At 54.6% G+C, this 25,892-nt stretch carries 32 protein-coding genes; 8 read left to right on the forward strand and 24 right to left on the reverse strand.

What is annotated here, in order from left to right; genetic code table 11:
- Nucleotides 1-8: 8 nt before the first annotated feature.
- From flgH to flgB, 7 genes are all read right to left on the reverse strand, one after another.
- Nucleotides 9-671 carry a flagellar basal body L-ring protein FlgH gene (gene flgH, locus C4F51_RS01135; RefSeq protein ID WP_193906408.1) on the reverse strand — a complete coding sequence of 221 codons (663 nt, stop codon included), beginning with the start codon at nt 669-671 and terminating at the stop codon, nt 9-11.
- 9 nt (nt 672-680) lie between these two features.
- Nucleotides 681-1,466, reverse strand: a complete 786-nt coding sequence (gene flgG, locus C4F51_RS01140) for a flagellar basal-body rod protein FlgG (RefSeq protein WP_193906410.1) — start codon at nt 1,464-1,466, stop codon at nt 681-683.
- Nucleotides 1,467-1,480: 14 nt separating this feature from the next.
- Nucleotides 1,481-2,209: a flagellar basal body rod protein FlgF gene (locus C4F51_RS01145; RefSeq protein ID WP_193906412.1), complete on the reverse strand. Its 729-nt coding sequence runs from the start codon at nt 2,207-2,209 to the stop codon at nt 1,481-1,483.
- A 14-nt stretch (nt 2,210-2,223) separates the two neighbouring features.
- Entirely contained in the window at nt 2,224-3,495 is a 1,272-nt protein-coding gene (gene flgE, locus C4F51_RS01150; RefSeq protein WP_193906414.1) for a flagellar hook protein FlgE, read from the reverse strand.
- Nucleotides 3,496-3,581: 86 nt separating this feature from the next.
- Nucleotides 3,582-4,250: a flagellar hook capping FlgD N-terminal domain-containing protein gene (locus C4F51_RS01155; RefSeq protein ID WP_193906416.1), complete on the reverse strand. Its 669-nt coding sequence runs from the start codon at nt 4,248-4,250 to the stop codon at nt 3,582-3,584.
- Entirely contained in the window at nt 4,250-4,678 is a 429-nt protein-coding gene (gene flgC, locus C4F51_RS01160) for a flagellar basal body rod protein FlgC (RefSeq protein ID WP_193906418.1), read from the reverse strand. The genes C4F51_RS01155 and flgC overlap by 1 nt, the downstream gene beginning before the upstream one ends.
- Nucleotides 4,679-4,680: 2 nt before the next feature.
- Nucleotides 4,681-5,046 (reverse strand): flagellar basal body rod protein FlgB, encoded by a 366-nt coding sequence (flgB, locus tag C4F51_RS01165; protein ID WP_193906420.1) that lies wholly within the window; start codon nt 5,044-5,046, stop codon nt 4,681-4,683.
- Nucleotides 5,047-5,098: 52 nt separating this feature from the next.
- On the opposite strand from flgB, the gene flgA reads away from it, so the two are divergent.
- From flgA to C4F51_RS01185, 4 genes are all read left to right on the forward strand, one after another.
- Entirely contained in the window at nt 5,099-5,929 is an 831-nt protein-coding gene (gene flgA, locus C4F51_RS01170) for a flagellar basal body P-ring formation chaperone FlgA (protein ID WP_193906422.1), read from the forward strand.
- Nucleotides 5,930-6,131: 202 nt separating this feature from the next.
- Nucleotides 6,132-6,989, forward strand: coding sequence for a lateral flagellin LafA (gene lafA, locus C4F51_RS01175; protein WP_193906425.1), 858 nt, complete (start codon nt 6,132-6,134; stop codon nt 6,987-6,989).
- Between the two features lie 523 nt (nt 6,990-7,512).
- Entirely contained in the window at nt 7,513-8,280 is a 768-nt protein-coding gene (locus tag C4F51_RS01180; protein WP_202987579.1) for a winged helix-turn-helix domain-containing protein, read from the forward strand.
- A complete protein-coding gene (locus tag C4F51_RS01185; protein ID WP_202987580.1) occupies nt 8,268-8,738 on the forward strand; it encodes a hypothetical protein in 471 nt (156 codons plus the stop codon). The genes C4F51_RS01180 and C4F51_RS01185 overlap by 13 nt, the downstream gene beginning before the upstream one ends.
- 23 nt (nt 8,739-8,761) lie before the next feature.
- Here the strand turns inward: C4F51_RS01185 and C4F51_RS01190 are convergent, their stop codons facing one another.
- The 17 genes from C4F51_RS01190 to C4F51_RS01270 form a co-directional block, all read right to left on the reverse strand.
- The gene (locus C4F51_RS01190; RefSeq protein ID WP_193906429.1) at nt 8,762-9,676 is read right to left on the reverse strand and encodes an OmpA family protein; all 915 of its coding nucleotides are present in this window, start codon (nt 9,674-9,676) and stop codon (nt 8,762-8,764) included.
- Entirely contained in the window at nt 9,673-10,545 is an 873-nt protein-coding gene (gene motA, locus C4F51_RS01195; RefSeq protein WP_193906431.1) for a flagellar motor stator protein MotA, read from the reverse strand. Before motA ends, C4F51_RS01190 begins: the two co-directional genes overlap by 4 nt.
- 2 nt (nt 10,546-10,547) lie before the next feature.
- Nucleotides 10,548-11,282, reverse strand: coding sequence for a FliA/WhiG family RNA polymerase sigma factor (locus C4F51_RS01200; protein ID WP_193906433.1), 735 nt, complete (start codon nt 11,280-11,282; stop codon nt 10,548-10,550).
- Between the two features lie 9 nt (nt 11,283-11,291).
- Nucleotides 11,292-11,765, reverse strand: a complete 474-nt coding sequence (locus C4F51_RS01205; RefSeq protein ID WP_193906435.1) for a flagellar basal body-associated FliL family protein — start codon at nt 11,763-11,765, stop codon at nt 11,292-11,294.
- 44 nt (nt 11,766-11,809) lie between these two features.
- Nucleotides 11,810-13,069 carry a flagellar hook-length control protein FliK gene (gene fliK, locus C4F51_RS18000; RefSeq protein WP_202987582.1) on the reverse strand — a complete coding sequence of 420 codons (1,260 nt, stop codon included), beginning with the start codon at nt 13,067-13,069 and terminating at the stop codon, nt 11,810-11,812.
- Between the two features lie 3 nt (nt 13,070-13,072).
- On the reverse strand, nt 13,073-13,399 hold the full coding sequence (locus C4F51_RS01215; RefSeq protein WP_193906437.1) for a hypothetical protein: 327 nt from the start codon (nt 13,397-13,399) through the stop codon (nt 13,073-13,075).
- On the reverse strand, nt 13,383-13,781 hold the full coding sequence (gene fliS / locus C4F51_RS01220) for a flagellar export chaperone FliS (protein WP_193906439.1): 399 nt from the start codon (nt 13,779-13,781) through the stop codon (nt 13,383-13,385). The genes C4F51_RS01215 and fliS overlap by 17 nt, the downstream gene beginning before the upstream one ends.
- Nucleotides 13,781-15,106, reverse strand: coding sequence for a flagellar filament capping protein FliD (gene fliD / locus C4F51_RS01225; protein WP_193906441.1), 1,326 nt, complete (start codon nt 15,104-15,106; stop codon nt 13,781-13,783). Before fliD ends, fliS begins: the two co-directional genes overlap by 1 nt.
- A 242-nt stretch (nt 15,107-15,348) precedes the next feature.
- Nucleotides 15,349-15,789 (reverse strand): flagellar export chaperone FlgN, encoded by a 441-nt coding sequence (gene flgN, locus C4F51_RS01230; RefSeq protein WP_193906443.1) that lies wholly within the window; start codon nt 15,787-15,789, stop codon nt 15,349-15,351.
- Nucleotides 15,786-16,067: a flagellar biosynthesis anti-sigma factor FlgM gene (gene flgM, locus C4F51_RS01235; protein ID WP_193906444.1), complete on the reverse strand. Its 282-nt coding sequence runs from the start codon at nt 16,065-16,067 to the stop codon at nt 15,786-15,788. Before flgM ends, flgN begins: the two co-directional genes overlap by 4 nt.
- Nucleotides 16,068-16,195: 128 nt before the next feature.
- Entirely contained in the window at nt 16,196-16,627 is a 432-nt protein-coding gene (locus tag C4F51_RS01240; RefSeq protein ID WP_193906445.1) for a flagellar FliJ family protein, read from the reverse strand.
- Nucleotides 16,628-16,629: 2 nt separating this feature from the next.
- Nucleotides 16,630-17,949: a flagellar protein export ATPase FliI gene (fliI, locus tag C4F51_RS01245; protein WP_328701280.1), complete on the reverse strand. Its 1,320-nt coding sequence runs from the start codon at nt 17,947-17,949 to the stop codon at nt 16,630-16,632.
- 3 nt (nt 17,950-17,952) lie between these two features.
- The gene (gene fliH / locus C4F51_RS01250; protein ID WP_193906446.1) at nt 17,953-18,645 is read right to left on the reverse strand and encodes a flagellar assembly protein FliH; all 693 of its coding nucleotides are present in this window, start codon (nt 18,643-18,645) and stop codon (nt 17,953-17,955) included.
- A gap of 8 nt (nt 18,646-18,653) precedes the next feature.
- On the reverse strand, nt 18,654-19,721 hold the full coding sequence (locus tag C4F51_RS01255) for a FliG C-terminal domain-containing protein (RefSeq protein ID WP_193906447.1): 1,068 nt from the start codon (nt 19,719-19,721) through the stop codon (nt 18,654-18,656).
- Entirely contained in the window at nt 19,693-21,366 is a 1,674-nt protein-coding gene (fliF, locus tag C4F51_RS01260; RefSeq protein WP_193906448.1) for a flagellar basal-body MS-ring/collar protein FliF, read from the reverse strand. Before fliF ends, C4F51_RS01255 begins: the two co-directional genes overlap by 29 nt.
- A gap of 20 nt (nt 21,367-21,386) precedes the next feature.
- Nucleotides 21,387-21,722, reverse strand: a complete 336-nt coding sequence (locus C4F51_RS18055; protein WP_193906449.1) for a flagellar hook-basal body complex protein FliE — start codon at nt 21,720-21,722, stop codon at nt 21,387-21,389.
- Nucleotides 21,723-21,743: 21 nt separating this feature from the next.
- Entirely contained in the window at nt 21,744-23,192 is a 1,449-nt protein-coding gene (locus C4F51_RS01270; protein WP_193906450.1) for a sigma-54 dependent transcriptional regulator, read from the reverse strand.
- 540 nt (nt 23,193-23,732) lie between these two features.
- On the opposite strand from C4F51_RS01270, the gene C4F51_RS01275 reads away from it, so the two are divergent.
- Genes C4F51_RS01275 through C4F51_RS01290 form a run of 4 tightly spaced genes read left to right on the forward strand, consistent with a single transcriptional unit; the run spans nt 23,733 to nt 25,887 of the window.
- Complete coding sequence (locus C4F51_RS01275; protein ID WP_235992251.1) at nt 23,733-24,476, forward strand: FliM/FliN family flagellar motor switch protein; 744 nt, start codon at nt 23,733-23,735, stop codon at nt 24,474-24,476.
- Nucleotides 24,473-24,844 (forward strand): flagellar motor switch protein FliN, encoded by a 372-nt coding sequence (fliN, locus tag C4F51_RS01280; protein ID WP_193906453.1) that lies wholly within the window; start codon nt 24,473-24,475, stop codon nt 24,842-24,844. The genes C4F51_RS01275 and fliN overlap by 4 nt, the downstream gene beginning before the upstream one ends.
- Before the next feature lie 11 nt (nt 24,845-24,855).
- On the forward strand, nt 24,856-25,599 hold the full coding sequence (fliP, locus tag C4F51_RS01285) for a flagellar type III secretion system pore protein FliP (protein WP_193906455.1): 744 nt from the start codon (nt 24,856-24,858) through the stop codon (nt 25,597-25,599).
- A gap of 15 nt (nt 25,600-25,614) precedes the next feature.
- Complete coding sequence (locus C4F51_RS01290; RefSeq protein ID WP_193906456.1) at nt 25,615-25,887, forward strand: flagellar biosynthetic protein FliQ; 273 nt, start codon at nt 25,615-25,617, stop codon at nt 25,885-25,887.
- The last annotated feature ends 5 nt before the right edge of the window (nt 25,888-25,892 follow it).

Consider the following 25,892-nt stretch of genomic DNA (forward strand, 5'->3'; position numbering starts at 1 on the left):
AGCTCCGGTTACAGCGGGAATAAGGGGTGAGAGAAGAAGCGCGTCAGCCAACCGGCGGAGTTGCTTTCATTCAATGCGCCGCGACCGGCGTAGGAAATTTTGGCGTTGGCCACGTTTTGCGAAGAAATCTGGTTATTGCGGTTGATATCGTCCAAACGCACCAGACCGGTGAGGCGAATGTATTCATCGCCCTGGTTAAGTCGCAGCGCTTTTTCACCTTTTACCAGCAGAGTGCCGTTGGGCATGACCTGATGCACGGTTACCGCAATGGCGCCGCGCAGGGTGTTTTGCTGGGAGCTTTTGGCCGAGCCGCTGAAATCGCGTTTGGCCGACGCCGACACTTCCAGGTCATCGATGGTGCTGCCAAATACGGTGGGGGCACCGATACCGGCGCTGGAAGATTTGCCGTAACTGGTGCCCGCGCTTTTGCTGGACTGGGTGGATTCATCCAGCACAATGGTCAGAATATCGCCCACCCGCAGCGCGCGTTTGTCCTGCATCAGCGAGCCGCTGTAACCGGCGCGGAACAGACCGCCGCTGGTGGGCGGCGGCAGGCTGTAATCCAGCGCCAGCGGTTGGTACTCACTGGCGTCTTCAGTATTGACCGAAGACTTCAGCGACTGACAACCACCGAGCAGCGCGAGCGAGGCAAAGAGCAGAAAAAAGCGCATCAGCTGAACTCAAACGGTCTGGTTAAGGAACTGCTGCATACCGGAGGCGGCATCCAGCACCTTGGCGTTGGCTTCGTAAGCGCGTTGAATCGCGATCATCGACACCATAGCTTCCACCACTTGCACGTTGGAACCTTCCAGTACGCCCTGCTTGATGGTGCCCATGCCTTCTTCACCGGCAATGCCTTCTACCGGCTCACCGCTGGAAATGGTTTCGCGGTAGAGGTTGCCGCCCAGCGCTTCAAGGCCGGCCGGGTTGGTAAAGTTCACCAGCGTAATCTGGCCCAGTTCGGCGGGCAGGGTTTCGCCCGGCAGAATGGCGGTAACCATGCCGTCGCTACCTACGGTAAAGCTCTTGCTGCCGTTGGGCACTTCAATGGCCGGCACCAGCGGCAAGCCCTGGGTGTTGACGATAACGCCTTCGGCATTCAGCTGCAGTTGGCCGCTTTCGGTGTAGAAAACTTCGCCGCCGGGTGATTCCACCTGGAAGAAGCCGCTGCCGATAATGGCCAGATCCATCGGTTGACCGGTAGGCTGCAAATTGCCGTCGGTAAACACTTTCTGGGTACCGGCAACACGCACACCGCTGCCCAACTGGATACCGGAAGGCACAGTGTTGATCTGGTCGGCCTGGGCGCCCGGTTGAACTTCGATGGCATAAAACAGATCTTCAAACACCACGCGGTCACTTTTAAAACCGGTGGTATTGACGTTAGCCAGGTTATTGGCCACGGTGGCCATGGCTTTATCCTGAGCGGCGAGGCCGGTTTTGCTAACCCACAGTGCTGAACTCATAACAATTACTCCGATTAACTGCCGCGGATCATGCGGTTGCCGGACTGGGATAAGTCCTCAGCCGCTTTCATCATTTTTACCTGGGTTTCAAACAGGCGATTGAGGCTCATGGTGGCGACCAACTGGTCAATCGCGGTCACGTTACTGCCTTCCAGATGCCCGCTTACCAATACCGAATCTTCAGCGATTGGCGCTGGCTGGCCGCTTTTGGTGATCAACATGCCGGTGGCATCCTTGATCAGATCGGCGGCGGCAACATCGACCATTTTGATACGGCCGACTTCGGTCATCATGGCTTCACCACGGGGCTGTACCGATACCATGCCATCGCTGCCAATGTGCAGACGGTCGTACTCGGGTAACTGTATAGGGCCGCCCTCGCCCATCACCGGTCGGCCGTTGATAGTAAGTTGCAAATCCGGGGTGATCTGCATGTTGCCATTGCGGGTGTACACCTCGCCGTTGCCACTTTCCAGGGCAATCAGGCCTTTGCCCTTAATGGCCACGTCCAGCTCGCGCCCGGTGGGCATTAACGGGCCTTGTGAAAGGCTGATGCCGTTGTTTTGTACCTGTGCCATATGGCGGGTGTCATAGCCGTAGCCGTTCACCGCCAGCGCGTTGGATTGCTCCAGATCGGCGCGGAAACCGGTGGTATTGACGTTGGCCAGGTTGTTCGCGTGCACCTGTAACGAGGTCATGGTGCGGTTTGCCGCAGTCATGGCGGTGTAGCCCAAACGATCCATAGATCAAGCCTCAATCAAATAGAGCTGAACAACACCTGGGTGAGTTCTTTGTTGGTGGATAACACTTTGGTGTTGGCCTGGTAGTTGCGCTGGCCTTCCATCAGGTTCACCAGCTGCTGGGTCAAATCCACGTTGGAGCTTTCCAGCGAACCGGCGGTAACGGCACCGAAAGGACCCACGCCTGGAACGCCAACCAGCGCGCCACCGGATTCGGAGGTTTCTTTCCAGGTGGTGCCATTTTCATTGGCCAGGCCACCGGCATTGGCGAAGGAAGCGAGAATCACCTGACCTTGCAGCTGACGCTGACCGTTGCTGTAAGTGGCGTACACCATGCCGTTTTTCTCAATGGCAATACCGGTTTGTTCACCGGAGGTGTAACCGTTAGGGGCATTGGTGCTGACCAGGAAGCTGGAACCGAATTGGGTGGCACCGCCAATGCCATCGCCGCCGTAATTCACTTGCAAAGTGATATCTGCAACGCCACCGCCCAGCAGAGCAGCAGGAATGTCGAGCTCCACGTCAGCATGAGCAGGGTTTAACGGGTTTTGTTGCGCCAGAACACCAGCGTAGTTATACGGCTGGGTCATATAACCATCTGTGTTAAATACCAGATTTTGAGTGCCGATGCTGTTGGTGGTGTCGGTACCGTCCACGTAGTAATGCGCAGTCCAGGCGTTATCTCCGGTCTTCACAAAATATTGGGTCAAGGTATGTTCCTTGCCTTGGGAATCAAATATTTTGGAGGTGTAGGTAGAGTTATAAGAGTCAGCCTGGGCAGGATCGAAGGTTGCCAATGAGGGAATTGTGTCGTTGGCATTCAGGTTGGCAACGAAATTCACTCTGTCGGTTGCAGTTGCCGCAATATTGCCATTTTGCAACTTAAGATCGCTGACCGAACCCACTTGCAAAGTGTTTTGCGCATCGACCGGGAACCCCTGTAATTTTTGCCCTGCCGCACTGACGATAAAGTTTTCCTTATCGGTACCAAACACACCGGCGCGTGTGTAGTTGGTTTCACCGGTGCTGCTTTTGGTTACAAAAAAGCCGCCGCCGGCAATCGCCAGATCCATGCTGCGTCCGGTAGTCGTTACCGGGCCGCCCTGGGTAATGCTCTGGGTGGTGCCCATTACCTGCACGCCCATCGCCTGGCTGTCGGAATAGATGCTGCCGAATTCGGTGCGGGACGATTTGAAACCGGTGGTGCTGACGTTGGCAATGTTGTTACTGATGGTGTTCAGGCCTTCGGAGACGGCATTCAGGCCGCTCAATGCAATATTGAAGCTCATGGCGTTAAACCTTTAATGTGAGTTCGAAAAATTGTGAGTTCGAAAGTTCGTTAATGTCGGCAATTCAACAAGTGAAAACGGATCGATCAGGACGAATAAGGCTGGCCAAATTCGGTAATGCGATAAAACGGCACCGAGCCGGCACCGGCAACATCCAGCACCGGGCCATCGGCACTGACGCGCACATGGGTCACCAAACCGGAAATTTCTACCGCCGGGAATTCGCCGCTGTCGGTGGTCGCTTCAATGGTGTAACGGCCGGGTTCCAGCCCCAGCGCTACCGGATCAATCACAAAAGCCACGGTGCCCGGTGCCTGGCTGCCCAGGGCAATATCCGTTTTCACACCGTTGCTGCCGGTCAGCGTTACCACGGTATTACCAGAGGAATGTTTTAACTGCAGTTGGCCGGTAACCGGCGCAGCCGCCATCTCCATCGCCTCAACTTCTACTTTCACTTCCTGCCCCACCAGGCCTGCAGCGGTCAGCGTTTGCAGGTTGTCCATCAGTACCAGGTTGTTTTTGGTCAGCGTGGTCATGTTCTCCATGCTTTTTACCTGGGACATGGTGGCGTACTGATTCAAAAATTCGGTGCTGTCTACCGGTTTGGTCGGGTCCTGGTTTTGAATCTGCGCCACCATCAGGGTGATGAAATTGTTTTCCATCTGCGACACTTCACCGACGTTGACGCTCTGGCGTACCGCTTCGTCGATGTTGTACACGCCACTGAACTGGTTGTTCACACTACTGGTGGTCATCAGGCTTCTCCCAACTTGAGCAGACCTTGCTGCATGCCTTTAATCCGGTTCAGTACTTCTACCCCGGTTTCGAAACTGCGCGAGGCAGACATCATATCGGTCATCTCTTCAATGGTGTTTACGTCGGCGTAAAACACATAACCGTCGCGATTGGCCAGCGGGTTGTCGGGTTCGTAGCGACGCACCGGCTCGCGCCCGGCGGTTACCACGTCCAATACCTGCACATGCGCACCGCCCATGCCGGCACCGCGGGTTAGCTGATTGTTTTCGTAGATAGCCGCAAAAATCGGCTTGCGTGCCTGGTAAACATCTTCCGGGCTGGCTGCCGCTGAATCAGCGTTGGCCAGGTTACTGGCGACGGTATTCAGGCGCACGCTCTGGGCGTTCATGGAAGAACCGGCAATGCGGTAAATGGCATCAAATGACATGATCAACGACCCTCGATTACTTCTTTCAAACCACGGAATTTCATATTGAGAAAGGTCAGGCTGGTTTGAAAATCCATAGAGTTGCGGGAAAATTCCGCCTGCTCAACACTCAATTCCACGGTGTTGCCATCCAGCGACGGTTGGGTAGGAACGCGGTACATCAATTGTGGCGACGGCGATTCACCAAAAAATGCGCTGTCAAAACCGCGATCCAGCTGGCGCATGGCGCCGGCAAAATCAATATCGCGTGCCTGAAAACCTGGTGTATCTTCGTTGGCGAGGTTGGCAGCCAGGATTTCACTGCGTTGTACGCGTAAATCCAGTGCGCGGGCATGAACCCCTAATGCCTCATCAATCCGTATACTCATCGCTATTGCCTTTCAATGTCACGTTGCACATGCGATTGCCGGAGCACAAACTATGCCCATCTTGAAGATGGTTTCTATCTCTATGAATTCGTTGGCTTTTATGAAAAATCATGGCTATTTTGCGACAGCCCTTTTTCCGCATTGGGGTAAGCGTCTGGTGGCATGCGGAAAGGCTTTTTCCGCTTTTTATGTCGCCGCCTTGTGCGTGAGCAGCGGTATCGCAGCCGCGCAAACCACCAGCCAACAAATTGATGCCGCGGTAGAAAGCTATTTGCAGCAGATGCTCAGGCAGCAGGCGGCGAGCGAGGGTTGGCAAGGGATGCGCTTCAGTCACACCAGCACCCGGCTGAACAGCAGTGATGGCCTGTCGCGCTGCCAGCAACCGCTGCAAGTCACGCCAGCGGGCCGAGCCGGTTTGACCGCCACGCGTCAGCGTATTGATGTTCGCTGTGGTGGCGAAGCCGGTTGGGAAATGCCGGTGAGCAGCCAGCTTGCGGTTTTTTTACCGGTAGTGGTGAGCAGTGAGGTGATTGATCGCGGTGCGACCATCACCCCGGCGCAGCTGACGTTACAGGAGCAGGAGATCAGCAAATTAACCCGCGGCTTTTATCACCGCATTGACCAGGTAGCTGATCAGGGCGCCAAACGCAGAATGCGTGCCGGCCAGGTGATTACTCCTTCTTTATTAACCCTGCCAACGCTGGTGCGCCGTGGCCAAAAGGTCACCATGGTGGCTAACCAGGATGGCATATCAGCCTCCGCACTCGGCGAGGCGATGGAGCACGGCCAGCAAGGGGCGATTATCAAAGTGAAAAACTTGCGCAGTGGCAAAGTGGTGGAAGCGCTGGTACTGGAGAATGGCTCCGTGAGTAGTACCTTTTAATCACTCGTTACGGTAGTACTGCCTTTTAACGCGCTGTCCGGTTAATAAACTGACGCCGGGTGACGAATAATAAGCACGGTCAGGCGTGGGGGTGTCGAAAAAAATAACAAAGTCATTTAAGTGGACGTAAAAGTTTGTCGCCTTGAGTGTTTAGCAGGCGATCACAGCCAGCTTCACTTAACTTTGATACAGGAAGATCCCCATGGCTCTGTCGATTCATACTAACTATTCCTCACTGATTACCCAAACCAACCTGAGCAAAACCAACAATGCGCTGGGCACCAACCAGCAGCGTCTGGGCACTGGTCTGCGCATCAACTCTGCCGCTGACGATGCTGCCGGTTTGCAAATTGCTACCCGTTTGAACGCTCAGTCCCGTGGTATGGATGTAGCACTGCGTAACACTGGCGATGCTATCTCCCTGTTGCAAACTGCTGAAGGTGCATTCAATGAAATGACCGATATCGTTCAGCGTATGAAAGACCTGGCAACCCAGGCAGCGAACGATACTAACAGCGCTGAAGACCGTACCGCTCTGGCAGCAGAGTTCACTGAATTGAATGCCGAGCTGAGCAATATTTTTGACAACACCACCTATGCGGGTGAGAAGCTGTTTGCTGGTACTGACAGCAAATTCTCTTCCGCCGACGGTGTGATATTCCAGATTGGTGCTACCGCGGCAGAACAACTGACCCTGGATGTCTCTGACAAAGTAAGCGGTGTTGCAGCATTGTTAGGTGGTACCGGTAGCTTCAGTGCTCTGGACCTGAGCTCAGCAGCAAGTGGTGCAGCGGCTATCACTGCATTGAACACGGCTCTGGACACCATTGGTGAACTGCGTACTGATTTCGGTGCCAACATCAACCGTCTGAACCACACCGCTAACAACCTGAGCAACATGAAAGACAACACCGACATGGCCAAAGGCCGTGTAATGGATGCTGACTTCGCTAAAGAAAGCGCCAACATGACCAAAAACTCCATGTTGATGCAGTCCGGTATTTCCATGCTGAAACAAGCTGGTCAAATGCCAAGCATGGTTATGTCTCTGCTGGGTTAATTCCGGCGTTTCATTCTGTGTTTATCAAAACGCCCCGCCTTTGTGCGGGGCGTTTTATTTAGTGCTTTATAAGTCAATTTCTTGTGCCATTCTGCTACCTTCTACGAAAATTCTTATAGGAAAATTCCTAGCGCACCTACCTATTTATAATTGTGGTTTCATCGATGATTTTGATCATTTATTCATCATGAATACGGTTATTGTCATCTTCCCGTCATGGATTCGGCGGTATTTTTATTCGCCTTTTTAATGATGTGCGTCACATCCCCCCTGGGAAAATTCCTATTTTTACCCGCGGGTAGTGTTGACATTCTTTTTTTCTGAATAATTTGCAACCAAATGTGCAAGTTGAGAACAAGACTTGCATCACGTTTTAACAGCCGCCAGAATACCTTCAAATTTTACCCCCGGTACTGGGTTATTCATGGAAACGACTTGCCTTACAGACAGTGTTAACGCAACCATCGGGAGCGCTGTCCCCTCCGCTAACACGAGTGCCTATCTTGCTATCAGGACGGGACGTGTGAATTGTGCTGCCCGGTTTTATCCGGCGCTGTATCAATTGATGCTGGTTCGCAATGGCGTGGAAGAAAAAGTTGACCTGGGGTTTTCCGGCAGTCGCTTGCTGGAACGGCTGGTGCGTAATCCCGGTGAGGTAGTGACGCGCGAAGAATTGATGAGCCATGCCTGGTCTGACCGGGTGGTGGGTCAGGGCAGCTTGAACCAGCAAATTTATACCTTGCGCCAGGTGCTGGGTGACGAAAAAAATCGCGAAATTATCCAGACCTTGCCGCGTCGTGGTTATTTGCTCAACCCGAATTATTTAGTACCGGAAGCGGTAACTGCCGCGCCCGAGCAACCTGCCAGTGAGCCGGTCAATACCGCCTTGATAGTACCGACCGGGTTGGTTGCCCGCCCCGCTGTGTACGGTGCAAACCGATTTTTACCCTTTGCGCTGTTGGGGTTGCTGGGCCTTGGTTGGCTGAGCTGGTTTTATCAAAGTCACCGCCCGGTTGAGCTTTATAACAGTGAACTGCGTATGGGCAATGTCAGTGTTTTTTACCGCGATGCCAACAAAGAGCGGTTACAGCACTTGATCCATAACACCCAAACCCTTACCCAGCGACTCTCTGAACTGGCACAGCAGCCAACCCGTTTATTTCTCGAAAACCGGGGAGACTTCTACGAAATGTTGTGTTTGAGCGAGGGCGGCCATCATCACCTGATGACCTTTCATAGCAGTCAACTGGGACGTATTGTTGACGAGCAATTGCGCCAATGCTTGCGATAAAAGCTTTTCGTCATCCGCTGGTGCAGTGTTGTAGCCGGGTTATTGCGGTGTGCAGTCTGATATTGTGCGGTGTGGTAATCATAGCCTTGTGGTGGAACGCCAGCGAAAAACTGCAAGGGCGCTATCAGCTATCGGGGCAGCTTCAGCTCAGTAACGGCCAGTTGCTGGAAGTCAGCCATAGTTTGCAGGTGATGGGTAAACACTTTCATGCCGTGACGCGCCAGGGCGACACCATTATCGAAACGACCGGCGTGATAGAAAATGGTTTTGCTGGTCATTACCGGTTATTGATTGAAGACGGTAATCTGATCGGGTTAAACAGCGAAACCGATACCGATCTGGTATTCACGCTGCTGTACAGCCGCCGTAAAGGATCAGTGATTCATTTAAGCCGGGTCGGAGATTGCTTGTCCGGTTTTGAAAGCCGTCAGATATATTGTCCAGCCGCTTCTTTGTAAATTCTTCCCCGGCACTTCCTTGGTTACAGCGTCATTTCCGGCGCAATCAAATCGACACTCTCCGCCGAATAATCCACCCGCATTTGCGTATCCCCGAACAGCTCGCGGTAGAGTGCTTCTGCCTGGGCGGTCAGTAAAAGAATTTCAATGCGCCGGTTGGCGCCATCTTCCGGCGCGTCGGGGCGCAGCGGCATGCCGTCGGCCTGCGCGGTTACCTGTAAAACATGGTCGGAAGGCAAACCGGCACTCACCATGACATTGCGGGCGCGCAAGGCACGGTCGCCGGAAAGATTCCAGTTGTTGTAAGCGGCATTCTCGCGGTAAGCGGTAGCGTCGGTGTGGCCACTGATAATCAGTTTGTTGACGGTAGGCGCCAGTACGGCGGCCAGCCGGTTGAGCAATTCCTGAAAGTGCGGGTTAAGGCGGGCGCTGCCGCGTTCGAACATAAAGCGTTGCTGGTCATCTTTAATCAGAATTCGCAAACCTTGCGGCACAATCTGCACTTCGATGTTGGCTTCGGCGTCCAGTTGCAGCGCCACGGTTTCCATCATTTTGGCCAGCTCACGCAAGTCAATCGGCTCGCCTTCACCCGGTTTGGTGGCCCGTTCGTCAGTGACTGTTTGCGGGCGGGTGGCTTCGTTGCTTTCGCTGGTGGTGCGATTAACCTGTACCGGTACGCCGTCGAGATCCAGCGGCGAACGGCTTTTACCATCAAAAATACCCGAGCCACCATCTACCAGCGGGTTGGACATCATATCGCCTGCGAGGGTTTCGCCCTGGTTTTGCGGCTGTACAATCCACAGCACCATAAACAGCGCCATCATTGCGAGGGTAAAATCGGCGAAAGCCACCTTCCAGGCGCCGCCGTGAGCATCATCATGACCTTTTTTGGAACGGCGCTTGACGATGATCTCATGGTCTTTATCACCACGCTTCATGCTGCGTCCCTTTCGTCCTCGTAGCGATTCACCCAGGTTTCCAGTTGACGGAAGGCCGGCTTCACATCCTGCTCGATCAACTTACGCCCGGCGTCTACCGCCAGTAAGGTGGGTTTGCCAGCCACGTGGGCTACCAGCGTGGTACGCACGCATTCAAGGGCGGAAAGTTCGGTTTTGATGCGCTGGCTCATGGCGTTGCTTAATGGCTCCATGACGCAGTAACAGAAGAAAATACCGAGGAAGGTTCCTACCAGCGCAGCGGCTACGTGACTGCCAATTTCGGCAACAGAGCCGCCAATATTACCCATGGTAATGATGATACCGAGAATAGCGGCGAGAATGCCGAAGCCGGGCATGGCTTCACCAATTTTATGCAGTGAGCGCGCCGGTTGCAGCAGCGCGTGTTCCATCGCTTCCAGTTCCTGCTCGAGAAAGCCTTCGAGTTCGTGAGCAGAAATTTTTCCCATCGCCATCAAACGAAAATTGTCGGCAATAAACGCCATCAGGTTTTTTTCCTGAAGGATCAGCGGATATTTGGCAAAGAGCTCACTCTCGTCCGGCTCTTCAATGTGTTCATCCAGCGCTTTAAGACCGCCCTCACCCACCATCTCCAGCAGCTCATACAACATCATCAACAGTTGGCGTTGAAACTCTTCGCCGCGGCGCTTGAACAGGAACACTTCTTTAATTTGCGAACACATCTCCAGCAACACTTCTTTGGGGTTGCCTACCACCAGACTGCCCAGACCTGCACCGAGAATAATGACCACCTCGGCCGGTTGCCACAACATGGCCATCTCGCCGTGTGCCATGGCGTAGCCGCCCAGCACGCAGGTGATAATGATCAATACACCTAAAACTTTTTGCACAACTAATTTCTCTCGGTTAAATAATGAGTGGCTTTGGCGATGGCCTGTTTGCTCAGTTGGCAAATTCGCGCATCGGTCAGCTCAAGTACCAGCGCGATTTCTTTCAGGCTGAGTTCGTGCTGGTAATACAAAGTGAGAATAAGGCGTTCACGTTCACTGAGAACACTTAACGCCTGGGCTAACAAACGCTCTCTGATGACGCGTTCTTCGACACCGGCGCTACTGCCAATGCAGGCCTCGTTGCCGTTTTGCAGAAGCTCATCAAGGCTTTCAATCGCTTCACCGGCGTCTGCCTGTAAAAAATCCTGATAGGCTTTGGCGGTGATGCCGGTAAAGTTGAGAATTTCTTCTTCTTCCGGGTTGCGCCCCAGCTGCCGGCTCAGTTGGCGGATGGCATCCCGCAACTTGTGGGTTTCCTGGCGGATTTGGCGCGGGCGCCAATCCTGACGGCGCAGCTCATCGAGAATCGCACCGCGAATTCGCAGGCCGGCAAATTTTCCGAAGTTTTCATCAGGCTGGCCATAACGGCGCAAGCTTTCCAGCAAACCCATCAAGCCAATCTGTTCCATGTCTTCACGGTCCATAACCGCGCTGACTTGCAGTGACAATTGATTAACGATGCGTTTTACCAGCGGCAAATACTGCATTAACAGTTGTTGCTCGGCAGCCGCCGAAAAAACAGAGTGGCTGCTTTGCGCAGTACTGTAATCGTAACCAATGACACAGTTTGCGTTCATCGCCTTAACCTATTGCACAATCAGTTTGCTGACCAGCACATGAGCGAAGGGCTGTGCCAGATTGCGGTTGGCAAAATCCTGGGTGAGCACTTCCTCCAGTGTTGTTTGCAAATCAGCGATGGGCATGGCGCGTAACTGCGAGAAGGGTAATCCGGAGAGATGCGCGACCACCGAGTTGCGCACCATCGGATCAATTTGCTCCAGTTTTTTGCTGTCCTCATTAATCGCGGTTTGTAATACCAGATCCATTACAAAGTAATGTTCGCGACCATCTTCCTGAAGGCTGATGATAATTTTATTAATCGGAAAAAATTTGTATTCCTTGTTGGGCTGTTTCGCCACTGGCACCGAACCGTCAGCAGCGGGTTGGAGTTGCGCCCCGGCCTGCAAAGGTTGTATCAGGGTATAAACCAGCGTAATACCGCCAACAAGAATAAGGGTATTAATTAACAGCAAGATAACAATGATTCGTGGCAACGGCATAACCGGTTCTCTGTTCCTTTTCTTTAATTAAATAACGCAGTCCATCAAACTGTGATCAACACATCCTGATTGCGCGCAGTGTGTTGTGCATCAGTTGCCTCATCGGCGAGCTGATTATCGCTAATAGATTCACCGCCAAAATGTACACCAGCTGTGTGTCGGCCCGGTTGCTCGCGTTGGCTATCACTACCGCTACCGACTTGCACATTGACCTGAATAAAATTCTGCTGGGTCAGTTCCTGACGCAGACGTTCACTCGATTGATGCAGCATTTTTGCCACGTCAGTTTGCGCCGCCGATATTTGTACTGTCAGACGACCGGATTCATGGGTGAGAAAAATTTCCATACTGCCAAGTTCTGGCGGGTCGAGACGAATGGTGGCGCTTTGCGAACGTTGCTGAAGTTGCAGTTCTACCTGGTTGCGTAGCGCGTGCAACATTTGCTCACCCCATTTTGCTTCCGGGCCTTCAAATTTGAAATTGGCTTCAGGCGCACGGCTGCCGGGAGTGCCAACCGATGTTGTCATGGTGGCGGGGTTTTGCGTTAAGGGTGCGCGCAATGCTGTAGCGTCAAGGTCTGACTCAATGCTATCAACGATCGCTGCACTCACCGGGTTGGGCGTAGCATCTCTTGCAGACGCGGCGTCAGCCTGGCGAATGGCACTGGCCAACAGGTTGGTGTTGGCAGGCGTGTTGTTAGCATCGCTATCCAGATTCAGCGCGGTATTTGAACGTGCACTCATGGTGGCGCGCTGCTGATTTTCCATGATGTCAGCCGTTGGCTGTTTTACCCGATCATCGACCAGAGCATCAGCCGGCAAGGTTGCCGCAATATTACCGGCAGGTCGCTGTTGAACCGGGGGTAAGGCATCTGCCTGATTGTCCCGGGGCAAAGCCGCGGTATCTTGTGCTTGCACTTTCGCGGTGTCGTTTAATAAAGCGGCCAGAGGATCAACGGGAATGGTGGCTGCGGTTTGATCCGGCGTTATCGCAGGAGGCGCATCGCTTGCTACAGACTGCTCGGGTTGTTGACCCAGCCAATACTGAATTAACGCCTCGGTGTCCTGCAGGGTGATATCCAGAGATGCCGGTGAGGTGATTTCGTCGCCGGTGGCGGCGGGCGCAAGCTGCTCGGGGGGTGCCGTAGTTTCCAGTTCGTTAATCAATGCAAATTCGGCAGTAAAGTCTGCACCTGCGTCTGCAGGCAGGTTCTCAGAAGTCAGAATGTCGGCATCCAGCAACGGTTTTTCACTGCTGTGTGGTGTGGCGGCCTGTGGAAGATTCCAACTTGCTAACTGCAACATGACTTAACTCTCATTCTGATACATGTCGATACTTTGGTAGGCTGAATAGCCTTCACGGTGCTCGACATGGCTCATCAGTATTTTGCGTAATTTTTCGCACTCGTCCTTGCAGGCGTTGAGTGCCTGCAAGTGAAGATGTTGTAATTTCTTTTTTACCGCGATCAGTTCATCGCTCAAGGTTTCTCGCGTTGTCAGGGTGTTCAGGCACTCGGCAATATTCTGATCAACCTTGGCAATTTTTCCCCAATCGCCTTCGCGCAAGGCTGTTAACAATTGATTGTGTAGTTCAATCATTCGCTGCAGCAGGTTGCGATCAAGCTCGGGCTGCATTCACGCCTTCCCAGCCTTCACGCACGACGCTCAGCAGGTTAATCACTTCGTCGATGCCTTCCAGCGACAAGCTGACGCTGACATCGGAAAGACGGTAGATGCAGTAATCGTAAAGTCTTGAAAGACCCTGCACGGTTTCGCCGCCGTTGTCATAGTCCAGTGCACTGTTAAGACCATTAAGAATGTTCATGCACTTTTCAAGTGACTGGCCTTTTTGTTGAAAGCGTTTGCCTTCAATGTGGCCGCGAGCGCGCGCCAATTCGTCGAGCAATCCGTCAAACAGCACCAGCACCAGCTGATAAGGTGACGAGGAGGCCGCACGCACTTCCAGATCGACCGAGCGATAGCCTTCGTAGCTTTCATTAATTTGATAATTACTCATCAGAACATACCGAAAGTAGATTCCATGGCAGACATGGTCTGCATCATGCTGGTGTATTGTTTAAGGTAACGACTGTAGTAGTTGTCGTACTGCTTTTGTAAGTTGTCGAATTGGTCATCCATGCGACGCAACATCAGGTTGAGGCTTTCCTTACGGGTTTTCATCACACCATTGGCGCTGTTGGTGTAGGGCGTGATGCTTTTATCAATGGTTTCCAGCAGGCCGCCCTTATCTTTAAACAGTTTTTCAAAGGCTTCTGGTTTTTCGGCCAGAGCTTTTTCAAAACGGTCACTATCAATGGTCAGTTTGCCGTTGCGATCACTGGTAATACCAAAATCCATCAGCGTGGCACCGCCATAATTGCCGCGTAATGCCTGGTTGAGCATATTCTCAATGGCGCGGATGCTGCTATCACCCGCCAATGGCCCACGCGTTCCGTTTTCGCCACCGCTGGCGGTCAAGGTGTCAAAACTGCTCATCAAGGTATTCAGCGCGGTGACAAAGGATTGCGCCTTTTCTTTGGTTGCCGTTTTGTCCTGATCAATACCGACGGTTAGCGGTTGGTCGCCTGGCTTGTGTGCCTTGGTAAAGGTGAGGCTGACACCATCAATAATTTCGTTAAAGGTGTTGCTGGCATTGGTCAGCTCCATACCGCCTTCACCACCCAGACGAACTTTGGCATCCTGCGCCTGGCTCAATTCACGGCGATTGGTCAGTGCGGTATCGAAAGCGCCGCCACTGGTATTGCTGGTGCTCAGGGTGATGGCATTGTCGGCACCGGTTTTTTCACTGGCCAATACCAGCGAAACCTGTCCGTTACTGCGCACCAGCGTGGCTTTAACGCCGGTGTTATCACTGGCTTTGTTAATGGCAGAAGCCAATTCAGCCAGCGAGTTGCTACCGTCTTCATTGTTATCAATGGTGCTCAGGTCGATGGTGAAACTTTTATCGCCCTGGCCAATGGTAAGGCTGCCGCTGGTATCAATATCACCGTCCTGCAATCCTTCAATAGAAAACTGATGACGGCTGGCAAGTTGCTCAACAAAAAAATCGTAGCTGCCCTGAATGGCTTTGAGACCGACGCTGGCCGTGGCGATACCTTCGTGGCTGAGCGCGGCGCTGTTTACCAGCATGTTGCTGGTGAGGGACTTCAACCCTTTAACCGCCGAGCCAAAGGTTCGTAGCGAACTTTCCAACGTAGTCACAGCGCTCAGCTGTGCCTTGTAACGGGCTTCGGTGCGATTGGCTTTCGCCAGGGCACTTTGCACTTCGTAGTTGGCCAGCTGGGTAGCCTGCTGCTTGATGTAGTCTGAATCAATTGCCATAGAGGGTACTCCTGTAAAGAGATTAGCAAGTTCGATGCCAAGGGCTGACGGCCTTGTAAATAGCGGCTTTCAGCGTTTTTTAGCCAGAAGATGTTCTTCCGCATCGCTGTTTGTCATGGCCAGGGGGAAAATTTGTTTCCGCGTGGTCGCGGTGGTTGACGCTGTTTTACAAAGGCGACAAAAAGGCAGAATTTATTAAGCGGGAGGCAGAGGAAAAGGCGGTGGTTCGGCTGGAAAAATAATCAGAAAAATTGCGGGGAATACAACTGGGCATCGCGCTGGTTGTCGAGCAGTTGGGTAAGGATGTCATTGTGCATGGCGAGCAACTTGCCATTGCGCTCGTTGAGGAATTTGCACTGGCTGGTGAGCTGGCCCAGTTGCTCCCACTGCTGGCGAATAGTGCCACGGCGGGTAGCGGCGTATTGCTGGAAAAACTGATTCATCGCCTGGCCGCCACTGCCCAGGCCAAAGGCGCTGAGAATTTTGCTGCGGCGCTGCGCCCTGCCGGACAAATTGGTCAGCAGGGTAGCGATATCGTTGTTGAGTGCATCAATTTGCGGGCAGTGATGAGCGAGCAGCGCCTGATGCAGCTCGTGCATCAGTGTTTGTAGCCGGGTGTAGTCAGCGGTATCCAGCTGAATATCCTGTTCGGCAACCTGTAAAAGCTGCTCACGTCGATTCATGCATCGCTGCCGCTGTGATAAGTCACGATGCTGCTGGCAAGAGCGGCGCTGTCGGTGGTGATATCGCCGCGTTGCAGGGCCAGTTTAATGGCGGCAACTTTGTCGAGATCTATATCCGGCAGGCGGCCAATGGCCTCCTGCAACTGCTCAAGGCGAGGCTCGCCGGATGCGTTGCGCAGCGCGCTGTCTTTGGCGGCCGGTGCGGCATCGGTTTTGATGGCAGGGCGGGTTTCTGCCTGAACACTGTAGCCTGGCTTGAGGTGCCTGCTGATTTCCATGCTTACGTCCTGAAAAAAGGTGTTACTACCGAAAGGCGACCGCCTGCGGCACGGACTTAAATGGTAACTGAAAAAAAATCTGCAGATAACGCCAGGAGTTTGCCGACAATACAAAAAAAGGTGCCGGATTAACCGTTAGTGCCGTTATTACGCCACCAGCTCTGGGCTGCGAGGCCATCCTGAATTTTTTGCTCCTGCTGCGTCAGCAGCTGTTGCCACTGGTTCATTTTGTGATCAATGACATGATGAACCACTTTTTCACTGCGCATCGCCTCCATCAATTCACCGCGAATGCGGGTCAGATTCTCTTCGGCGAGGTTCAATTCGCGCTGCTGCAGCTCAATCATCTTGTGCAGCGTCATCTTGTATTTCTGCTGGTTGTCGCGTTGCAGAGCGGTGCTCATCGGCACGGTAAAGCCGCACAAGCGGTTGAGGCCGGTAATATTATTGCGGTAGCGCTGACAGAGATTTTGCTGGTAAGTCACGGTGCCGAGCATTTGCTGTACGCGAATACCGCGCAGGCTGGCCAGCCGCGAGAGAGTTGCAATGCGGGCTTTCATGGTCATTTCATCAGGCCTTGCATGGTGTTAACACTTTGTTCAAGGTCGGCGCTGGCGTTGACGTCCTGTCGCAAAAACCGCTCCATCATCGGCGCCAGCTGTACCGAGCGATCGGTCTTGTTGTCCATGCCCGGGGTGTAACCACCGAGCGGGATCAGCTCGCGAATTTTCTCAAAGGTGCTGTAATACTCTTTGAACTGGCGCGCTGCCTGTAAGTGGTGCGGAGCGCTGACCTGGCTCATGCAGCGGCTGACCGAGGCGGCAATATCAATCGCCGGGTAATGGCCCACATCGGCCAGATGGCGCGACAGCACAATGTGACCATCGAGAATCGCCCGGGCGCAGTCCACAATCGGGTCCTGCTGGTCATCGCCTTCGGCCAGCACGGTATAGAGTGCGCTCAAACTGCCGCAGGCGCTTTCGCCGTTGCCGGCGCTTTCCACCAGCTCTGGCAGCATGCCGAACACCGACGGCGGGTAGCCTTTGGTGGCGGGCGGTTCGCCGAGCGCCAAAGCAATTTCCCGCTGCGCCATGGCGTAACGGGTCAGAGAATCGACCAGCAGCAAAACGTCCTTGCCCTGATCGCGAAAATAGGCGGCGATGGTGTGGCAAAGTTCGGTGGCTTTGAGGCGCATCAGCGGTGATTCATTGGCCGGTGACACCACGACAACCGCTTTACGCAGCCCTTCTTCGCCCAGCGAATGCAACAAAAATTCCTGTACTTCACGGCCACGCTCGCCAATCAGGCCAACCACCACCACGTCGGCTTTGGTTTGCCGGGTGATCATGCCCAGCAGCACGCTTTTGCCCACGCCGCTACCGGCAAACAACCCAACCCGCTGGCCTTTGCCAAGGGTTAACAAGGCATTGATGGCACGCACGCCCACATCCAGCGGCGCTTCGACCGGGCGACGGCGCAGCGGATTGACGCGGGGTAATTCGGTGGGTAGCGGGTCGCGTCCGCTCAGCTTGCCGAGATCATCCAGCGGTTCGCCCAGCCCGTTCAGCACCCGGCCCAGCCAGGATTCATCAATGTGCAGCGAGGCTTCGTGCTTGGTGGGGAATACCCGTGAACCGGCGGTGAGGCCAACCGGTTTTTTAAACGGCATCAGGTAGCTGATATCGCGGTTGAAACCCACTACCTGGGCTTCCAGCATCGAACCATCGCCCTGCTCCACATAGCAGCGCTCGCCGGTCATACGCTGGCAGCCGGTACTTTCCAGCAGCATGCCGGAAACCCGCACCAGCCGGCCGCTGACCTTGGCCAGTTGCACGCTGTCGAGGGAGCGCAGGGCGGCGTCGAGTTGGAAGTTCTCCAGCACCGCTTATTCCTCGTTTAACTGCATGTGTTGCGACAAGGTATCAATGCAGGAGTCCAGCCGTTGCTGGCAGCCAATATCGGCTTCCGCCTGCGCGGTAACTACCCGGCACTCGCCCAGCGCGAGCTTTTCATCCGGCACCAGACGCCAGGCGGCGGCGCGCTCTGGCACCAGGTCGCGAATGCGGGCGCATTCTTCGGGGTTGAGCAAGATATGCACATCGCCCGGTTCGCCGGGGATGGCAGCAATGGCTTCCTCGGCAAGGCTCAATAATTGGGTGGGGTGCAAGGTCAGTTCGCAGCGGATAACCTGCTGCGATACTTTTTTCACCAGTTCCAGCAATTCCTGAAGGCGTTTGCGTTCGCTGTCCTCTAAAAAGCCTTGCAGCTGTTGGCTGATCTGCTCCAGCGGCTGGCTGGCTTCATCAAATGCCAAACGGCCCTGGCGGTGCCCTTCATCCAGACCCTGGCGCAAACCTTCTTCACGGCCTTTATCAAAACCGGCACGCTCGCCGGCTTCCTGGCCTTGCAGCAAGCCTTGCTGATAACCTTTTTCGCTACCTTCCTGAAAACCGTCGGCAGTGGCGCGCTGAATCGCCGCCGGGTCGCCATCCCAATGGTCACGCGGCTGGTTGCTGCGCGGCGGGAAGCGGTATGGTCGCCAGTTGCGGTTATCGCCTTTGATAATTTTTACGCTCATGGTGCGGCTTACTCCACCGTCTGTTCGCGGAACAGCTGGATTTGCAGCTCGCCATCGCTGGCCATTTCACGCACCACGGCCATGATGTCTTTACGCACCTGTTCAACGCGGCTCATTGGCACCGGGCCCTGGCGACGGTTGATAGATTCCATTTGCTGCGCCTGACGCTTGGGCATGGCGCCCTGAATGGCACGCACCAGTGCCGGTTCGGCACCTTTCAGTGCAACCACCCACTCTTCCAGCGGAATGGCTTCCAGCAGGGTTTGCAGAACTTCCTGACTTTGCCGCGAAAGAATGAAGAAATCATACATTTCGTCTTCGATCTTGCTGACAAGTTCTTCATTGTGAGCGCGCAGCAATTCAAACATCTGATCGCGGTTGCCCTTGTAGCGGTTCATGATGTCGGCGGCCTGTTTCACGCCGCGCACCTGTGAGCCCTGAGTAGAGAGCACGGAAATACTGCGCTCGATCAACAACTCCAGCTCCTCGATGACGTCGTTGTTCACTTCGCTGAGGTTGGCGATGCGGTACAGCAGTTCGTCCTGGCTACCGGCCGGCATGCATTCGAGCACGTCAGTGGCCATTGCCGGTGGCAAAAAGGCCAGAAAAACCGCTTGCATCTGGGCGTGTTCGTTGGCGATCAATGCCGCGAATTGTTTCGGGTCAATCCACTCCATCTTGGCCATTTTTGCGCGAATTTCTTCGCCGTAGATGCTGTCCAGCAGGCCGCGGGTAATCTCGCCGCCCAGCGCTTTGCTGAGCATGCCGGAGAGGTAATTACGGGAGGCGCCCTTGATGCTGCTCTGCTCTTTGTAATCTTCAAAAAAGCGGTTGATGGCATCGGACACCATTGGCTGCTTGACGTTGTTCAAGCGCGCCATGGTCTGGCTGATGCCGACGATCTCTTCGCGGGAAAAGTGGCGTAACACGCCCGCCGAGATGGAGTCGCCCATGCTCAGCATCAAAATGGCCGCCTGCTCCATGGGGGTCATGGAGCGACGTTGCGAACGTACCTGAATTTCTTTTTTGGCGGATGAGCTTTGCTCATCAGGCCGGGGAGTTGAGGTCTCTGTCATTTCGCCCTATCCATTGTTTGATCACTTCCGAAACGCGCTCGGGGTCGTTTTTGGCCAGCATCTGCAAGTGCTCAACCTGCATTTCCAGGCCGGAGCCAGGCGCTGGCAAGCGAATTTCTGACAGCGGGTTCAACTCGCCGAGAATATGCAGGCCGTTGGCATCACGCGGATGGTTCAGGCGGTGCTGTTCGGCGGCGTTGTGGGGCAAGCCGCTGTCGTTATCCAGTTCCGGTTCTACCGTGCGGCTCTGGCTGGATTGCACAAGATTGCGTACCGCCGGGCGAACCACCATCAGCAACAGCAGCAGGCTGATCAGCCCGAACAGGGCGAGTTTGGCGAGATCATAAATCTTGTTGTTTTCCCACCAGGGCAAGGCATCCATGGCAATGCTGGCATCGGCGAAGGGGAATACGCTGAGGGTTACCAGATCACCGCGCGCTTCATCAAAACCGACGGCGCTTTTCACCATGGCTTCAAGGTCAGCGCGGGATTCCGCTGTCCAGCCGCCTTCCGGCGCGCTGTTGGCGTTCAATACCACGGCAATGCTCTGCCGACGCAGGGCAAACGGTGCGTGTTTGATGTGGGTAACGGTCTGGTCGTAATCCAGCTGACGGTTGGATTCCTTGCGCAGTGACGTTGCTGCCTGGTTTTCCGTCTGCACCTCGCCTTCTTCGGCATTGTCGGTGTTGTTGTTGGGGGCGGTAGTCGGCGCCGGGCGGTTGGACAGCGAACCGGGTACGCCGAGCGCCAGCTGGTCGAGCACGCTTTCATCGCGCAAAATTTCATTGCGCAGGCGCGGTGCATCGCCATAGGCCTGGAAGGTTTCTTCACGCTGGCTGAAGTCGATGTCGGCGGCCACGCTGATGCGGTAGTTACCGCTGCCCAGCACCGGTGCCAGTACTTCTTCTACATTACCGGCGGCTTTTGCCTGGTAATCGTCAACGGCTTGCCAGCTTTGGGTGGGCCCGGACATGTTGTCCAGCCCGCGCGACAGCAGGACGCCGTGTTGATCTACCACGCTGACATCTTTGGTGGCCAGTTGCGGCACGCTGTTGGCTACAAGGTTAACGATGGCCATTACCTGTTCGGGGCGCAGCTTGTAACCGGCTGCCAGCTGTACCATCACCGAAGCCTTGGCCGGGTCGCGGCGGCTGATGACGAACGAGCTGTTTTCCTGAATGGCGAGGTGTACCCGTGCAGCATCAATGCCTTTCAGGGACATCACGGTGCGGGCCAGTTCGCCTTCCAGGCTGCGCTTCAGGCGCACATCCTGGACAAACTGGCTGGTGCCCAGTGGTTCGTCTTTATCAAACAGTTCATAACCGCTGGGTACCGCTACCTGTACGCCTTTGGCGGTGAGCAGCATACGGGCGCGCCCGAGCTGGTCTTCGCGCACCAGCACCTGGCCACTTTGCGGATGCAGGCGGTAAGGCACCGCATCGGCGTCCAGCACCTGCATGACTTCGGCGGCGGCGAAAGCTTCGCCAGCGCCATATAACGGGCGAAACGAACCCTGATCGCGCCACAAATACAGCACCACGCAGACGGCAAGAATGGCGGCCAGAAAGGCCAGCCCCATCAACGTCATGCGGGGGTCGGGTCGCCAGCCGGCGGCGGGTAAACGGCTTCTAATATACTCAACCATAATTCAGTCTCTGCCCCGGATCACATGGGCATCCTCATCACTTCTTCGAAGGCGTTGGTCATCTTGTTGCGCACCTGCATCAGCGCTGAAAAAGCCACGCTGGCTTTCTGGCTTTCCACCATGGCGCCCACCAGATCATCACTTTTGCCGCTATCCACAGCGGCCATCAGCGCGCCGGACTTATGTTGCTGGGCGTCAACGGCACGGATGGCCTGGTCAAAAGCGGTGGCAAAACCTTCTCGGGGCATTTGCCCTTCAAACAGTTGCGCCGGCTTGATCTGACCGCCTTCAGAGAGCGTTTTAAACTGCTCCATCCGGCTCAGCATGTCCTGCTGTACTTGCGTAATTGAATTCATGATCCGATCTCCCGGTATCGGCTAAAGAGTGACGAGAACGCCCTGCTCGCGCATGGCATTCAGGCGATAACGCAGTGCCCGCGGCGTCATGCCGAGGCTTTGTGCCGCTTTGGTTTTATGGCCGTTAAAGCGGCGGATGGTGTCAATCACATGCTGGTATTCAGCCCATTTGCCACGGGCACGCAGGGCGGCTTTACCGTCGTTCTCATCCAGCGCGGGGGCTGGAATCGACATGGTGAGTGCCGCTGGCGCCGTGGCGCTGGCCGAGGTTTCCGGCGCTTCAAGGCCGAGGTCGCGCGGCTGAATAAACAGACCATTACGCAGCACCAGCGCCCGTTGCAGAATATTTTCCAGTTCGCGCACATTGCCCGGCCAATCGTGTGCCAGCAGTGCGCGGCAGGCGTCGTCGGTGAGCAGGTTGTCGTGTTGTTCCTGAGGGGCGTACTGGCGAATAAAGCGGCGCGCCAGCGGCAATACATCGTCTTTGCGTTCGCGCAGCGGGGTAATGTGCAGCGGCAGTACATCGAGGCGGAACATCAGGTCGGCACGGAAACGCCCTTCTGCCACTTCAACGGCAAGATCGCGGTTGGTCGCGGCAATAACCCGCACGTTCAAGGCAATTTCACGATGCCCGCCCAAACGTTCAACTTTTTGTTCCTGCAATACCCGCAGCAGTTTGGCTTGTAATCCCAGCGGCAGTTCGCCGATTTCGTCGAGCAGCAAGGTGCCGTTGTTGGCCATCTCGAATTTGCCCGGCTGGGCGGCGATGGCACCGGTAAAGGCGCCGCGTTCATGGCCAAACAGGATGGATTCGAGCATCGGCTCGGGTATCGCGGCGCAGTTCACGGCGATAAAGGGAGCGTTGTCGGTGGCAGAAAAGCGGTGGATGTAGCGCGCCATCAGCTCCTTGCCGGTACCGGTTTCGCCGGTAATCAGAATCGGTGCACGGGTAACGGCAATGCGTTGGGCCATCGCCAGCAGGCGGCGACCGGCCTGGGAGCAGGAGACAAAACTTTCTTCGGCGGCCAGGGCCGAGGCCTGGCGTTGTAACAGCGCGGTCAGTTGCGGTTCACTAAAAGGCGACAATAAATAGTCAACGCAGCCCAGCTCAAGCAGCGCGGCGGCTTTTTCCTGATCGGCGTATTCAACAATGGGGATAACGCTGAGGTGGCGAGCCGAGCGCATCATCGCGCCGACCTGGGCAAATAACACATGGTCCGGCAGGCTGCTGGCAAATACAAACACCAGGCTGGTATTAACCAGTTCGGCGGCTTCCGGTGCCAGACAATCGGGGTAGCAGCGGGTGCGGTGCCCTTGCTGGCGCAAGCTGTTGGCCAGCAGCTGGTAGCTGTTTTCGGCGGCGTGTCCGAGGATCACAATATCCTGTTGGGTCGACGACTGAGCCAGTTCGCTGTTATAGCGGGGCTGCAGGGATTGACCGGAGTGCTTCAACGTAACTGAGCTGTTCATCTTATAGCCAGGGGCGTGTCGCCAGTGGTGATGCCGAAAACCAGCGTTTACCCGGGTAGCTGAAAAAAATGATCAAATGGATTTAATAAATTCCGTATTTTGACCGTCTTAGTCCTGTACCAGCGAGCGACGATGGTCGCGCGTAAGTCGATATAAGCGCGGACAGTACCAACTCCGTCACATTTTGCTAAATCATTTAAGCTCAAATGAGATCAGCGTCTATTGACTGGCATAAAAAACATTTTTTGATATCAATTGATTTAATTTCCCGCGCTCGCCCCCCCATACTCCGCCCGCATTGACACGGTTTCCGCAGCACCGTGCAGAGTGAGTCGTGCGTTCTGTCCATTCCGTTACAGAGCAATTCACCCACCCTTCTTTTGTCATGATCGCCCGCCATAGTGGCGCATCGTACAAAAACCAGGCAGCAAGACAGCTAATACAATGACGTGTAATGCGAAAGTCCACCATGGTGTACCCGTTGACAGTCTGACGCGCCTCAAGCCGCAGAAACTGGGCCGGCACTATCACAAAATTCCGATGTACATTCGGGAGCTTTCCAGCAAGCATCCACGGCTCATCAGCGATTATTTTTTGCGCAATTACCGTATTAATCTTGAGCTGGTAAAAATTACCGTACACGAACAGCGCAGCGAAGCCGCTGAATGTATTTACCGCTCGCCGCTGGGCAAAGTCGGTTTTGCGATTGATCGCGCACTGCTCACCGAAGCGCTGGAGTGTTATTACGGCGGTACCTGTTTGCCGTCCCAGGAAGCGCCGCCGGTAAGCACCTCCGAGCAACGTATGCGCAGCCGGCTCGGTATCGACATTGCCCAAATTTTCGCCCGTTCCATTCTGGCTGGTGCCACCTTCGGCGAGCTGAATCCCTACGAAAATGCTTACGAAGAAACCGTGTGGGAATACATCGCCGAGTTTCAGTACAGCAGCCATATGACCGGCACCCAGTCTTCCATCTTTATTTACCTGGATACGCAACTGGTTGATGAACTGACCAGCCGTATGACCAACCCGAGCGCGTCCAAACCGCTGGGCAACCCGGTCAACCAGGTGCGTCATCTGCCGGTGCGGTTGAATTGTGTGGTGGCATCGGCACAAATGACCCTCGCCCAGGTACTCGAATTGCGTCTTAACGACATCATCATGGTGCGCCTGCTGGATCGCTGTGATGTTGAGATCAACCAGCAAAAACTATTTCGTGGCGCCATCTATGAAGATGACGGCTCTCTCTTTTTAACCTCGCTTGAGAGTGTGAAAACATCATGACCGGACATCTTTCCGATAACGATTTCGAAAACCTGATCAACGACAGTGAGTCGGTGTCCGCAGGTCATTTGCCCGATTTGCTCCCCACTGACCAGCCGGCATCATTGCCGCAGCAGGATTTGAGCTTCTTCGGCAAAATTCCGGTCAACGTCACCCTGGAGGTGGCTTCTACAGAAATTCCCTTGAAAGAATTGATGGAAGTGGACACCAGCAGCGTCATCGTGCTCGACAAACTGGCTGGCGAACCGCTGGACGTGAAGGTTAATGGTGCGCTGTTTGCCCGTGCGGAAGTGGTGGTGATGAATGGCAACTACGGCTTGCGTATTGTTGAGCTGAGCGGCAACGGTTTGAATAACCTGGCATCATGAAAACCGGTTGCATGTTACTGCGCTGGCTGACCTTGCTGGCGCTGGTGTTATCGCCTGCGCTGGCACAAGCGGCCAACGGCGAGATCACCCTGTTCAATTTCAACGATACCGCCAATGGCCAGGAGTTGAGCGTAAAGCTGCAAATCCTGGTGATCATGACCTTGCTCGGCTTCTTGCCGGCGATGTTGATGATGATGACCTGTTTTACCCGCTTCATTATTGTGCTGGCCATCTTGCGCCAGGCCATCGGTTTGCAGCAAAGCCCGCCCAACCCGGTACTGATTGGTATTGCCCTGTGTTTAACGCTGCTGGTAATGCGACCGGTCGCCAACGAAATTTATACCCAGGCCTATGTTCCCTTCGAGACCGATCAAATTACCCTCGAACAGGGTCTCGGCGAAGCCAAGCAAACCATCAGCCGTTTTATGTTGTCGCAAACCGGCAACAGCTCGCTGGAAACCATGGTAGCGCTGGCCGGTGAAGAGATGCCTGCCGACCTCGCCGATCTGGATTTCTTTTTATTGCTGCCGGCGTTTGTGCTCAGCGAATTGAAAACCGCCTTTCAGCTGGGCTTTATGATTTTTCTTCCTTTTCTGGTGATTGATCTGGTGGTGGCCAGCGTGCTCATGGCGATGGGTATGATGATGTTGTCACCCATGATGATCTCATTGCCGTTCAAGCTGATGGTGTTCGTGCTGGTAGACGGCTGGACATTGCTGGTCGGTACGCTCGCCACCAGTATTCAGCCCTTCTAGCGGAGACCGCCTGCCATGCTTACCGCCGAAGCTGCCGTTACCCTTGTTGCCAATGCGGTTTACATCACCGCGCTGATTGTTTGTGTGTTGATTGTGCCCAGTTTGATCGGCGGTTTGCTGGTCAGTATCTTCCAGGCCGCCACGCAAATTAACGAACAGATGCTGAGCTTTTTGCCGCGTTTGTTAATCACCCTGGGCATGTTGCTGTTCGCCGGTCACTGGATTCTGCGTACCTTAAGTGACCTGTTTGTTGAAACGTTCAAGAACGCGGGCAAGCTGGTTGGTTAACCACC

This window comes from Cellvibrio polysaccharolyticus (assembly GCF_015182315.1).
GTDB lineage: Bacteria > Pseudomonadota > Gammaproteobacteria > Pseudomonadales > Cellvibrionaceae > Cellvibrio > Cellvibrio polysaccharolyticus.

Excerpts from the sequence above, each read along its gene's own strand:
- flgH (WP_193906408.1), bottom strand. The coding sequence starts at position 671 with ATGCGCTTTTTTCTGCTCTTTGCCTCGCTCGCGCTGCTCGGTGGTTGT.
- flgG (WP_193906410.1), bottom strand. The coding sequence starts at position 1,466 with ATGAGTTCAGCACTGTGGGTTAGCAAAACCGGCCTCGCCGCTCAGGAT.
- C4F51_RS01145 (WP_193906412.1), bottom strand. The coding sequence starts at position 2,209 with ATGGATCGTTTGGGCTACACCGCCATGACTGCGGCAAACCGCACCATG.
- flgE (WP_193906414.1), bottom strand. The coding sequence starts at position 3,495 with ATGAGCTTCAATATTGCATTGAGCGGCCTGAATGCCGTCTCCGAAGGC.
- C4F51_RS01155 (WP_193906416.1), bottom strand. The coding sequence starts at position 4,250 with ATGACCACCAGTAGTGTGAACAACCAGTTCAGTGGCGTGTACAACATC.
- flgC (WP_193906418.1), bottom strand. The coding sequence starts at position 4,678 with ATGTCATTTGATGCCATTTACCGCATTGCCGGTTCTTCCATGAACGCC.
- flgB (WP_193906420.1), bottom strand. The coding sequence starts at position 5,046 with ATGAGTATACGGATTGATGAGGCATTAGGGGTTCATGCCCGCGCACTG.
- flgA (WP_193906422.1), top strand. The coding sequence starts at position 5,099 with ATGCCCATCTTGAAGATGGTTTCTATCTCTATGAATTCGTTGGCTTTT.
- lafA (WP_193906425.1), top strand. The coding sequence starts at position 6,132 with ATGGCTCTGTCGATTCATACTAACTATTCCTCACTGATTACCCAAACC.
- C4F51_RS01185 (WP_202987580.1), top strand. The coding sequence starts at position 8,268 with ATGCTTGCGATAAAAGCTTTTCGTCATCCGCTGGTGCAGTGTTGTAGC.
- C4F51_RS01190 (WP_193906429.1), bottom strand. The coding sequence starts at position 9,676 with ATGAAGCGTGGTGATAAAGACCATGAGATCATCGTCAAGCGCCGTTCC.
- C4F51_RS01200 (WP_193906433.1), bottom strand. The coding sequence starts at position 11,282 with ATGAACGCAAACTGTGTCATTGGTTACGATTACAGTACTGCGCAAAGC.
- C4F51_RS01205 (WP_193906435.1), bottom strand. The coding sequence starts at position 11,765 with ATGCCGTTGCCACGAATCATTGTTATCTTGCTGTTAATTAATACCCTT.
- fliK (WP_202987582.1), bottom strand. The coding sequence starts at position 13,069 with ATGTTGCAGTTAGCAAGTTGGAATCTTCCACAGGCCGCCACACCACAC.
- C4F51_RS01215 (WP_193906437.1), bottom strand. The coding sequence starts at position 13,399 with ATGCAGCCCGAGCTTGATCGCAACCTGCTGCAGCGAATGATTGAACTA.
- fliS (WP_193906439.1), bottom strand. The coding sequence starts at position 13,781 with ATGAGTAATTATCAAATTAATGAAAGCTACGAAGGCTATCGCTCGGTC.
- fliD (WP_193906441.1), bottom strand. The coding sequence starts at position 15,106 with ATGGCAATTGATTCAGACTACATCAAGCAGCAGGCTACCCAGCTGGCC.
- flgN (WP_193906443.1), bottom strand. The coding sequence starts at position 15,789 with ATGAATCGACGTGAGCAGCTTTTACAGGTTGCCGAACAGGATATTCAG.
- flgM (WP_193906444.1), bottom strand. The coding sequence starts at position 16,067 with ATGGAAATCAGCAGGCACCTCAAGCCAGGCTACAGTGTTCAGGCAGAA.
- C4F51_RS01240 (WP_193906445.1), bottom strand. The coding sequence starts at position 16,627 with ATGAAAGCCCGCATTGCAACTCTCTCGCGGCTGGCCAGCCTGCGCGGT.
- fliH (WP_193906446.1), bottom strand. The coding sequence starts at position 18,645 with ATGAGCGTAAAAATTATCAAAGGCGATAACCGCAACTGGCGACCATAC.
- C4F51_RS01255 (WP_193906447.1), bottom strand. The coding sequence starts at position 19,721 with ATGACAGAGACCTCAACTCCCCGGCCTGATGAGCAAAGCTCATCCGCC.
- fliF (WP_193906448.1), bottom strand. The coding sequence starts at position 21,366 with ATGGTTGAGTATATTAGAAGCCGTTTACCCGCCGCCGGCTGGCGACCC.
- C4F51_RS18055 (WP_193906449.1), bottom strand. The coding sequence starts at position 21,722 with ATGAATTCAATTACGCAAGTACAGCAGGACATGCTGAGCCGGATGGAG.
- C4F51_RS01270 (WP_193906450.1), bottom strand. The coding sequence starts at position 23,192 with ATGAACAGCTCAGTTACGTTGAAGCACTCCGGTCAATCCCTGCAGCCC.
- C4F51_RS01275 (WP_235992251.1), top strand. The coding sequence starts at position 23,733 with ATGTACATTCGGGAGCTTTCCAGCAAGCATCCACGGCTCATCAGCGAT.
- fliN (WP_193906453.1), top strand. The coding sequence starts at position 24,473 with ATGACCGGACATCTTTCCGATAACGATTTCGAAAACCTGATCAACGAC.
- fliP (WP_193906455.1), top strand. The coding sequence starts at position 24,856 with ATGTTACTGCGCTGGCTGACCTTGCTGGCGCTGGTGTTATCGCCTGCG.
- C4F51_RS01290 (WP_193906456.1), top strand. The coding sequence starts at position 25,615 with ATGCTTACCGCCGAAGCTGCCGTTACCCTTGTTGCCAATGCGGTTTAC.